9 protein-coding genes are annotated in these 9,605 nt (G+C 71.1%); 4 read left to right on the forward strand and 5 right to left on the reverse strand.

The genetic code is table 11. The features are described from left to right. Positions 1 to 36: 36 nt before the first annotated feature. The 4 genes from ACFPZN_RS43530 to ACFPZN_RS43545 all read right to left on the reverse strand — a co-directional run bounded on the left by ACFPZN_RS43530 (position 37) and on the right by ACFPZN_RS43545 (position 3,593). Entirely contained in the window at positions 37 to 1,029 is a 993-nt protein-coding gene (locus ACFPZN_RS43530) for an amino acid ABC transporter permease (RefSeq protein WP_378288589.1), read from the reverse strand. Next, positions 1,026 to 1,727: an amino acid ABC transporter permease gene (locus tag ACFPZN_RS43535; RefSeq protein ID WP_378288591.1), complete on the reverse strand. Its 702-nt coding sequence runs from the start codon at positions 1,725 to 1,727 to the stop codon at positions 1,026 to 1,028. Before ACFPZN_RS43535 ends, ACFPZN_RS43530 begins: the two co-directional genes overlap by 4 nt. 89 nt (positions 1,728 to 1,816) lie before the next feature. Then, positions 1,817 to 2,686: a glutamate ABC transporter substrate-binding protein gene (locus tag ACFPZN_RS43540; RefSeq protein ID WP_378288593.1), complete on the reverse strand. Its 870-nt coding sequence runs from the start codon at positions 2,684 to 2,686 to the stop codon at positions 1,817 to 1,819. 184 nt (positions 2,687 to 2,870) lie between these two features. Beyond that, entirely contained in the window at positions 2,871 to 3,593 is a 723-nt protein-coding gene (locus ACFPZN_RS43545) for an amino acid ABC transporter ATP-binding protein (RefSeq protein ID WP_378288610.1), read from the reverse strand. A 654-nt stretch (positions 3,594 to 4,247) separates the two neighbouring features. Here ACFPZN_RS43545 and miaB point away from each other — a divergent pair. Further along, entirely contained in the window at positions 4,248 to 5,828 is a 1,581-nt protein-coding gene (gene miaB / locus ACFPZN_RS43550) for a tRNA (N6-isopentenyl adenosine(37)-C2)-methylthiotransferase MiaB (RefSeq protein WP_378288596.1), read from the forward strand. A gap of 10 nt (positions 5,829 to 5,838) precedes the next feature. Then, on the forward strand, positions 5,839 to 6,747 hold the full coding sequence (locus ACFPZN_RS43555; protein WP_378288598.1) for a class III extradiol dioxygenase subunit B-like domain-containing protein: 909 nt from the start codon (positions 5,839 to 5,841) through the stop codon (positions 6,745 to 6,747). A gap of 135 nt (positions 6,748 to 6,882) precedes the next feature. On the opposite strand, the gene ACFPZN_RS43560 is transcribed toward ACFPZN_RS43555, so the two are convergent. Then, positions 6,883 to 7,119, reverse strand: coding sequence for an antitoxin (locus ACFPZN_RS43560; protein ID WP_378288600.1), 237 nt, complete (start codon positions 7,117 to 7,119; stop codon positions 6,883 to 6,885). A gap of 100 nt (positions 7,120 to 7,219) precedes the next feature. Between ACFPZN_RS43560 and miaA the strand changes: the two genes are divergently transcribed. Continuing rightward, positions 7,220 to 8,155, forward strand: coding sequence for a tRNA (adenosine(37)-N6)-dimethylallyltransferase MiaA (gene miaA / locus ACFPZN_RS43565; protein WP_378288602.1), 936 nt, complete (start codon positions 7,220 to 7,222; stop codon positions 8,153 to 8,155). A gap of 98 nt (positions 8,156 to 8,253) precedes the next feature. After that, positions 8,254 to 9,123, forward strand: a complete 870-nt coding sequence (dapF, locus tag ACFPZN_RS43570) for a diaminopimelate epimerase (protein ID WP_378288604.1) — start codon at positions 8,254 to 8,256, stop codon at positions 9,121 to 9,123. The last annotated feature ends 482 nt before the right edge of the window (positions 9,124 to 9,605 follow it).

Here is a 9,605-nt window from a genome sequence, read left to right on the forward strand (position 1 = left end):
CGGCCCCTCCCGATGGCCCGTACCTGACGACTCCGCTCAGGTCGACGGAGTCTGTCCCGCGACCGACATGCCGGGAGCGGGCGGAGCACCGGTCCCGGTGCCCAGCGTCTTGGCGGACGTCTTGCGGCTGCGCCGGCTGCGCGACTCCAGCCGGTTCGCCACCGAGCTCAGCGCCATGTTGATCGCGATGTAGATGACCGCGACCACGATGCCCGCCTGGATGACGTTGTTCTCGTAGTTGGCCGGCACCTGCTTGAACCCCGCCTGCAGCAGCTCGCCGTAGGCGATGATGAAGCCCAGCGCGGTGTCCTTGAGCAGCACGACCAGCTGGCTGACGATCGCGGGCATCATGACCGTGATCGCCTGCGGGAGCAGCACCAGCCGCATCACGCCGTTCTTGCGCAGGCCGATCGAGTACGCGGCCTCCGACTGCCCCCTGGGGATGGAGTTCACGCCGGCCCGGACGACCTCGGCGAGCACCGAGCCGTTGTAGAGCACCAGGCCGAACACCACCGCGGCGAACGCGGGCACCGTGATCACACCGGCGTTGATCTCCACGCCGAAGACGCCGCCGAAGGTGTCGACCAGGACCCGCTGGAAGGTGCCGAACGGCGACTCGGCGATCACCGGGCTGATCTTGTTCGGCACGAAGAACGCCAGGAAGATCAGGATCAGCAGCGGGATGGCCCGGAAGAACTCCACCACCGCCCCGGCCGGCACCCGGATCCACGCGTGGTCCGACAGCCTGGCCAGCCCGAAGACCACGCCGAACAGGATGGCCAGCACCGAGGCCAGCGCCGCCGCCTTCAGCGTGTTCCACAGGCCCGGCAGGATCAGGTTGGCCCACACGTTGCCGTCCAGGAACGGCTTCCACAGCCGCCAGGCGAACTGGCCCTGGTCGTTCAGCCGCAGCGCCGCCGCCGTGACGACGGCGATCACCAGGAGCGCGGAGGCCGCCGTCAGGATGTTGTTGCGCCTGCGCGCCGCCGGTCCGGGGGCGTCGAACAGGACGTTGGCTTCCTTGCTCATCGCGCCACCGCCGTCCGCTTGGCCAGCCAGCCGAAGAAGAATCCGGTCGGCAGGGTCAGGATCATGAAGCCCACCGCGACGCCGATGAACAGGGGCAGCGCCCCGCTCTGGAACGTCGGGTCGTCCATGAACTGCTTCATGATGACCGCTGTCTCGGCGTAGCCGGCGGCCGCCGCCACCGTGGTGTTCTTGATCATGGCGATCAGGACGCTGCCCAGTGGTGCGATCACCGCCCGGAACGCCTGCGGCAGGATGATCATGCGGAGGGACTGGGTGAAGGTCAGCCCGATCGAGCGCGCCGCCTCGGCCTGGCCCAGCGGCACCGTGTTGATGCCCGAGCGCAGGGCCTCGCAGACGAACGCCCCGGTGTACCCCGACAGGCCCAGCACGGCCCACCAGTAGTAGTTGGTGCCGGAGTCGTCGGAGAAGACCAGGCGCAGGGTGTCGCTGAGCCCCAGGCTGCACATCAGCAGGACGAGGGTGAGCGGGGTGTTGCGCAGGACGTTGACGTAGGCGGTGCCCACCATCCGCAGCACCGGCACGGGCGACACCCTGAACGTCACCAGGATCACGCCGATGATGAGCGAGAGGATGGCCGCCGCGACGGACAGCCGGATGGTCGCCCAGAAGCCTTCGAGGATCGTGTCGATGTTGTCGAAGAACGGGCCGAAGTCAAACAGATCGAGTAGCTGTTCCATGGCGTTCCAGCGGGTCGGGCCATACCGGCACGCCCCCCGGATCGGGTCTTCCGGGGAGCGGGCCGGGACGGCGGAGCCTCAGCCTGGGATCAGGCGCAGCCCTCGAACTGCGGGACGGTGGTCTTGGTCTTGAGGCCGGTGCCCGCGAAGTGCTTGCTCAGCAGCTGGGCGGCGGTGCCGTCCTGGTACATCTTCGTGACGGCCTTGTTGACGGCCTCGCAGGTCTCGGTGTCGCCCTTCTTGATGCCGATGCCGTACTTCTCGTCGCTGATGGGCGAGTTGATGACCTTGAACTTGCCCTTCTGCTGGTTGGCGAAGCCGGCCAGGATCAGGTCGTCGGTGCTGACGGCGTCCAGCGCGCCGGTGCCCAGCTTGGCGGTGCACTCGGAGTAGCTGGAGGCGTCCACCAGGTTCACGCCGGAGATGGCGAGCTTGCCGTCCGGCGGGCCCTCGGTGACGCGGCGGAAGGAGTTGGAGCCGGCCGCCTTGCACAGCTTCTTGCCCTTGAGGTCCTCGGGCTTCTTGATGCTGTTGTCGTCCGCCCGGACCATGGTGTCCTGCGCCGCGACGTAGTACGGGCCGCCGAAGGTGATCTGCTTCTTGCGGGCGTCGGTGATCGAGTACGTGGCGATCACCAGGTCGACCTGCCCGCCGCCCAGGAACGACTCGCGGTTCTCCGAGCGGGCCTCCTTGAAGGTGACCCCGCCCTCGGGCACGCCCAGCTCCTTGGCGACGTACTTGGCCACGTCGACGTCGAAGCCCTCGTAGGAGCCGTCGGGCTTCTTCAGGCCCAGCGCCGGCTGGTCGAACTTGATGCCGACGGTGATCTTCTTGGTGTCCTTGGCCTTCTGGGCGACCGTCTTGGCCTCGGTCTTCTCGGTGTCGCTGCCACAGGCGGTCAGGGCCATCGCCAGCGCGGTCGCCGCGCCGATGACGGCGCCGAAACGACGTACTCGCATTGCTCGTTCTCCCTCTGCTTTCTGCCGGCTGCTTCTGCCGGAGCCGCGCCTCGGCCGGTGGGCCGGGGCCGCGCGGGGCTCGGTGTGCGGGGCGGGTGCGCCCGGTCTCTCATCGGCGATCGCTCGTCGCTCGCCGCTCTCGCTCGCGGCTCGTTCTTCTCGAGTGCGCTCGTGGTCGGAGGCCCTAGTGCGTGAGGATCTTGGACAGGAAGTCCTTGGCACGGTCGGTGCGGGCGTTGGTGAAGAACTCGTCCGGGGTGTTCTCCTCGACGATCTGCCCGTCGGCCATGAACACGACTTTCTGCGCGGCGCGGCGGGCGAAGCCCATCTCGTGGGTGACCACGATCATGGTCATGCCGTCCCGGGCCAGGCCCGTCATGACGTCCAGCACCTCGTTGACCATCTCCGGGTCCAGCGCCGAGGTCGGCTCGTCGAACAGCATGACCTTGGGCTTCATCGCCAGGGACCGGGCGATGGCGGCGCGCTGCTGCTGGCCGCCCGACAGCTGGGCGGGGTACTTCTGGGCCTGGTTGGCGATTCCGACCCGGTCGAGCAGCTCCAAGGCGTGCTTCTCGGCCTCCTGCTTGCCCGACTTGCGGACCTTGACGGGGCCGAGGGTGACGTTGTCGAGGATCGTCTTGTGGGCGAACAGGTTGAACGACTGGAACACCATGCCCACGTCGGCGCGCAGCTTGGCCAGCTCCCGGCCCTCCTTGGGGAGCTCCTTGCCGTCCACCTTGATGCTGCCGTCGTCGATCGGCTCGAGCCGGTTGATCGACCGGCACAGGGTCGACTTGCCGCCGCCCGACGGGCCGATGACCACCACCACCTCGCCGCGGTCGACGGTGAGGTTGATGTCCTTCAACACGTGCAGGTCGCCGAAGTGCTTGTTGACGTGCTCGACCACCACGAGGGGCGCTCCCTTGGCGCCGTCGTCCCTGGGCCCGCCGCCCTTGGTGAGCTCGGGCCCGCCTCCGCTGTCCGTCATGGAGCCGGACTTTACGTCATCGTTCTCGACCGTCGACTCTCGGCGCGGTACCGATCCGATCACGAATCCCCACGTCGGCGGCACGATCGGAGAATTCGGACAGCCGGAGCCCGGGTTCCCTGCCGGCCGGACGACAGTGGTGAAAGCGACATACCCGGTTAAGTACTCGTTAATGCGTGCAGAACGGCCCTGGTAGGCGGTGCGAACGCTTTCCGGGGCGGGCTCGCGCGGCGGCGTCCAGGGAGGGGCGAAACCGGCCTGGACGGGCGCTGCGAAGGCCGCCGCGGAGGCCGCCGCGGAGGCCGCCGGCGTTGGCGCGACGGGCCGCGGCGTGCCTGGCAGAGGCGCCGTCCGGGGGCGGCTCGGTCGCCTTAACGTGACCCAGAAGTGATCCCCTGGTTACCGAACCCGTCCCGCCGGACCGGCCGGGGGCCGTGCGCGGCGCCGCCCGGCGGCCCTCGGAGGCACTCGGACGGCGCTAGGACAGCGTTTGGACGTTGCCCCGCCGTTTGCTCCGATGGCGGTCAACGCGTACATCCGGGGGTGCCATGACGCGTACCCTTGGTGACTGTCATGAGTGTGCCTATGGAGACAGGCGCCCGCACGTACGAAATCCGTACCTACGGGTGCCAGATGAACGTCCACGACTCCGAGCGGCTGTCCGGCCTCCTGGAGGACGCGGGGTATGTCCGAGCCGGGGACGCCGAGCCCGACGTCGTCGTCTTCAACACCTGCGCGGTCCGGGAGAACGCCGACAACCGGCTGTACGGCAACCTCGGCCACCTGCGGCCGGTCAAGGACGGCCATCCGGGCATGCAGATCGCGGTCGGCGGCTGCCTGGCGCAGAAGGACCGGGACGCCATCGTCAAGCGCGCGCCCTGGGTGGACGTGGTCTTCGGCACGCACAACATCGGGTCGCTGCCCGCGCTGCTGGAGCGCGCCCGGATCCAGGACGAGGCCCAGGTCGAGATCGAAGAGTCCCTGGTGACCTTCCCCTCGACGCTGCCGACCCGGCGCGAGTCGCCGTACGCCGCCTGGGTGTCGATCTCCGTGGGCTGCAACAACACCTGCACGTTCTGCATCGTCCCGTCGCTGCGCGGCAAGGAGCGGGACCGCCGGCCGGGCGAGATCCTGGCCGAGGTGGAGGCGCTGGTCGCCGACGGGGTCCTGGAGATCACGCTGCTCGGCCAGAACGTCAACGCCTACGGGTCCGGGTTCGGCGCGCTGGCGACCGCGCCCGAGGAGGTGCGGGCGATGACGGACGGCGGCCAGTCCGCCTTCGCCGGCCTGCTGCGCGCCTGCGGTGACGTGGAGGGGCTGGAGCGGGTGCGCTTCACCTCCCCGCACCCCAAGGACTTCACCGACGACGTGATCGCCGCCATGGCCGGGACGCCGAACGTCATGCCGTCGCTGCACATGCCCCTGCAGTCGGGCGCCGACCCGGTGCTCCGGGCGATGCGGCGCTCGTACCGGCAGGAGCGCTTCCTCGGCATCATCGACAAGGTGCGCGCCGCCATCCCGGACGCCGCCATCACCACCGACATCATCGTGGGCTTCCCCGGGGAGACCGAGGAGGACTTCGAGCAGACCCTGCACGTGGTGCGGGAGGCGCGGTTCTCCGGCGCGTTCACCTTCCAGTACTCCAAGCGTCCTGGCACCCCCGCGGCCACGATGGACGGCCAGGTGCCCAAGGAGGTCGTGCAGGAGCGGTACGAGCGGCTCGTCGCCCTCCAGGAGGAGATCTCCTGGGAGGAGAACAAGAAGCAGCTCGGGCGCAAGCTGGAAGTGCTGGTCGCCGAGGGGGAGGGGCGCAAGGACGGCGCGACGCGGCGCCTGTCCGGGCGCGCGCGGGACAACCGCCTGGTCCACTTCCGAGCCCCCGACGAGCCCGTACGGCCGGGGGACATGGTCACGGTCGAGGTTACCTACGCGGCCCCGCACCACCTGGTCGCCGACAAGCCGGTCGAGGGCGTCCGCCGTACGAGGGCGGGCGACGCCTGGGAGGCCCGGCAGGGGGCCGGCGGCGGTGCCAAGGGGGTGGCGCTGGGAATGCCGGGCATCGGCCGCCCGGCGGCGCCCGCGCCCGGCTCCGCTCCGGCGGCCACGGCCACGGCCACGGCGTCGGCGGCCTCCGGCTGCTCCGCGTGCCCGTAGGGCGCCGGCCATGCTGATCTACGCGGCGGTGTGCCCGCACCCGCCCCTGCTGGTGCCGGAGCTGGCCGGGGAGGCGGCGGGCGAGCTGGACGCCCTGCGCGCGGCGTGCGCGACGGCGGTGTCGCGGCTCGGTGAGGCCGTCGCCTCCGCTACCGAGATCGTGGTGGTCGGGGGCGGCCCCGCGACGCGTTCCTACGGACCGGACGCCGCCGCGACGCTGCGTCCTTACGGATTGGTCAGTCCCGGCCTTAACGGGGAACCCGAAAACGGGCTTGCGGACACCGGAGAACGGTCCGATCCGGATTCCGGAAAGACCCTAATCGGAGCCGAGGTTCTGCCCCTGTCGCTCACGATCGGCCGCTGGCTGCTGCGCGATCTTCTGCGCGGCCTCCGGGACGGCCCTCCCCACGAGGTGACGGTCCGGTTCCAGGCCGTGGCGTACGACGCGGCCCCCGGCGAATGCCTGAGCCTGGGCCGGCAGCTCGCCGGGCCGGAGGGCCGCCGGGTCGCGCTCCTGGTGATGGGGGACGGATCGGCCTGCCTGACCGAGAAGGCCCCCGGCTACCTGGACCCGCGCGCCGAGCCGTACGACACCGCCGTGGCCGGGGCATTTGAACGCGCCGACACCGCAGCCCTGGCCGACCTCGACCCTGGGCTGTCCCACGAACTTCAAGCGGCGGGCCGCGCGGCCTGGCAGGTCCTCGCAGGCGCGGCCTCGCCCAGAACGAGCGCGGCGACAGCGCCCGCGGCCACAGCAAGCCCGGCCGCCGCCTCCACGGCGGGTCCGGCGCGCCCACCCGCGGCAGGCGGTATGGCCGACCGCGGCGGAGCGCCGTTCGATGCGGAGTTGCTGGCTTACGAGGCGCCCTACGGCGTGGGTTACTTCGTGGCCACCTGGGACGGGCGCCCGCGGCCGTGACCCCGCCACGCAACGAGCGTCCACGCGCGTCCGCGCCGTCCTGGGAGCGAACCGGGCCGCCCACCCAGGGCTCGGCCCTGAGCAGGAGCCGGTGTCAGGTGCGCGTCCTCAGCGCCCTCAGGTTCAGGTTCGGGTTCAGGTGCCCGGGGTCCCCTCTCCAGGCCGTTCACCCGGCTGCTGCCCGCCCTGCGGGGCGTCCCCCTGGCCGCTGCGGTCGATGTAGTCGCCCGCCTTCTGCTGGGCCTGGTCGATCTTGTCGGTGTGCTTGCCGCCGGTCTTCTGGTCGAGCACGTCACCGCCCTTCTCCATGCCCTTCTTGGCCTTGTCCCCGTGCTGGCCGAGCATTTCCTTCATCTTGTCGACGATGGACATCTGGATTCCCCCCGAATCTTTCGTCCCATGGCACCGTGCGGAACCCGCCCGGCGCCCCTACCCCCGCATTCCTACCCATTCCGCCGCCGGACCTAAGCCCGTGACCTCCAGAGACGTCATCGCCGTCGTGGGACCGACCGCGGCGGGCAAGTCCGATCTCGCCGTCGACCTGGCGCTGCGCCTGGACGGCGAGGCGGTCAACGCCGACTCGATGCAGCTGTACCGGGGCATGGACGTCGGCACGGCCAAGCTCGCCCGCGCCGAGATGCGCGGCGTCCCGCACCACCTGCTGGACATCTGGGACGTCACCGTGACCGCGAGCGCGGCCGAGTACCAGCGCCTCGCGGCGGCGGCCGTCGCGGAGATCGGGGCGCGCGGCCGGGTTCCCGTGCTCGTCGGGGGATCGGGCTTGTACGTGCGGGCGGCGCTCGATCATTTCGAGTTCCCCGGCACCGACCCCGGGGTCAGGGCGCGGCTGGAGGCGGAGCTGGCGGAGGCCGGTCCGGCCGCGCTGCACGGGCGGCTGCGCGACCGCGACCCCGAGGCCGCCGCGGTGATCCTGCCGAGCAACGGGCGGCGGATCGTCCGCGCGCTGGAGGTCATCGAGATCACCGGGCGGCCGTTCAGCGCGACGCTGCCCGAGCACCGCTACCGGTACGACGCGGTGCAGATCGGGCTGACCGTGCCGCGCCCCGAACTGGAAGCGCGGATCGCGCTGCGCGTGGAGCGGATGTGGGAGGCGGGCCTGGTCGACGAGGTCCGCGCCCTGGAGAAGGCCGGGCTGCGCGACGGCCTGACGGCGGGCCGCGCGCTGGGATACGCCCAGGTCCTGCGGTTCCTGGCAGGGGAGTGGACCGAGGACCACGCCAAGGAGGAGACGATCCGGCTGACCCGGCGTTTCGCGCGCAGGCAGGAGTCCTGGTTCCGGCGCGACCCGCGCGTGCACTGGCTCCCCTACGACGCCCCGGATCTGCTGGACCGCGCCGTGGCCCTGGCCACGGAACCCGTCCAGGGCCACGAGACGACGGCCGGCTGACCCACGCGCGCGGTGCGGGCCGCGGCCGCCGTGTGACGTGCGTCGTGCCCGGTCGGAGCGGTGAGTCCCCGGCCCGGCCGGACCCTAGGATGGGCCGCATGCGGTTCGTCAAGGGGCATGGCACGGAGAACGACTTCGTCATCCTCCCGGATCCGGACGGGGCTCTGGAGCTGTCGCCGGAGACGGTGGCGCGGCTGTGCGACCGGCGCGCCGGGATCGGCGGCGACGGCGTGCTGCGCGCGGTGCGGACCAAGGCCGCGGGAGACCCGGCGGTGGAGGCGCTCGCGGGCGAGGCCGAGTGGTTCATGGACTACCGCAACGCCGACGGCAGCGTCGCGGAGATGTGCGGCAACGGGGTGCGGGTGTTCGCCCGCTACCTGGTCGACGCCGGCCTGGCCGCCCCCGGCGGATGGGACCTGGCCACCCGCGCCGGGCTGCGCCGCGTGACGCTCGGGGCGTCCGGTGACGTGAGCGTCGACATGGGCCCGCCCCGGCATCTCGGCGGGGGCGAGGCGTCCCTGGGAGGGCGGACGTACCGGGGCCGGCGGGTGTCGATGGGCAACCCGCACCTGGCCTGCGCGATCGATGAGCCGGTCGCCGGCCTCGACCTGACCCGCGCCCCCGGCTTCGACCCCGCCGCGTTCCCCGACGGCGTGAACGTGGAGTTCTACCGCAGGGTCGGCGAGCGGCACCTGGAGATGCGGGTGTACGAGCGCGGGTCGGGCGAGACCCGGTCCTGCGGCACCGGGACGGTCGCCGTCGCGGCCGCCGCCGCGCTCGCCGGGAACGGCGGCGACCAGGCGGTCGAGGCCGGAGCCGGTGCGGGGGACGCGACGTCCGAGTGGACCGTGGATGTCCCGGGCGGCCGGGTCGTCGTCACCCTCGACGGCCGTACCAGCCATCTGCGCGGTCCCGCCGTGCTCGTCGCGGACGGCGAGTTCCGTAACGATTGGCTCTACGGCGCCTGAACGTGACCTGAACACCCCGGGTGCCGCCCCCGCCCTGACCTGGGCTTTTCGTGGTGTTGTACGAGTTTCCCGGTGGTGTGAGCCGATGGGCCCCGGATCGTCCCGGCATATTCGGGACGGGTGTCCCTGACCACTAGGACCGAAAGGCGCTACCTTCAGTAGTGCACACCCTCTGGTGAAGGCCCGCTCGGATCGGGATGGGAGCCCCGGTCCGGGTGGTGCCGAGGGCCGGTGGCTCCTTCTTGGCGGGGGGCGGCCACCGGCCCTCCACTCCAGAGTGGGTGGAGGATCGCCGAAAACCCAGTGGCCCCGGCGGCCGGAACTTCTGGATCTTCCCGGGCGTTGCGGTGTTCTCCTCTCCTAGCCCCAATGCCGGGTAGTTAGGCCTGTGGGCTGGTTGTCCAGGGGTTTGGTGGATCTTGGAGACGTGGGAACGGAGATCCAGTAGAACGGGTGATCTTCTACCATCGTCCGTCTGACCT

The sequence above is a fragment of the Actinomadura rugatobispora genome (assembly GCF_042656285.1).
Lineage (GTDB): Bacteria > Actinomycetota > Actinomycetes > Streptosporangiales > Streptosporangiaceae > Spirillospora > Spirillospora rugatobispora.

Excerpts from the sequence above, each read along its gene's own strand:
- ACFPZN_RS43540 (WP_378288593.1), bottom strand. The coding sequence starts at position 2,686 with ATGCGAGTACGTCGTTTCGGCGCCGTCATCGGCGCGGCGACCGCGCTG.
- ACFPZN_RS43560 (WP_378288600.1), bottom strand. The coding sequence starts at position 7,119 with ATGTCCATCGTCGACAAGATGAAGGAAATGCTCGGCCAGCACGGGGAC.
- ACFPZN_RS43555 (WP_378288598.1), top strand. The coding sequence starts at position 5,839 with ATGCTGATCTACGCGGCGGTGTGCCCGCACCCGCCCCTGCTGGTGCCG.
- dapF (WP_378288604.1), top strand. The coding sequence starts at position 8,254 with ATGCGGTTCGTCAAGGGGCATGGCACGGAGAACGACTTCGTCATCCTC.
- ACFPZN_RS43535 (WP_378288591.1), bottom strand. The coding sequence starts at position 1,727 with ATGGAACAGCTACTCGATCTGTTTGACTTCGGCCCGTTCTTCGACAAC.
- ACFPZN_RS43530 (WP_378288589.1), bottom strand. The coding sequence starts at position 1,029 with ATGAGCAAGGAAGCCAACGTCCTGTTCGACGCCCCCGGACCGGCGGCG.
- miaB (WP_378288596.1), top strand. The coding sequence starts at position 4,248 with ATGAGTGTGCCTATGGAGACAGGCGCCCGCACGTACGAAATCCGTACC.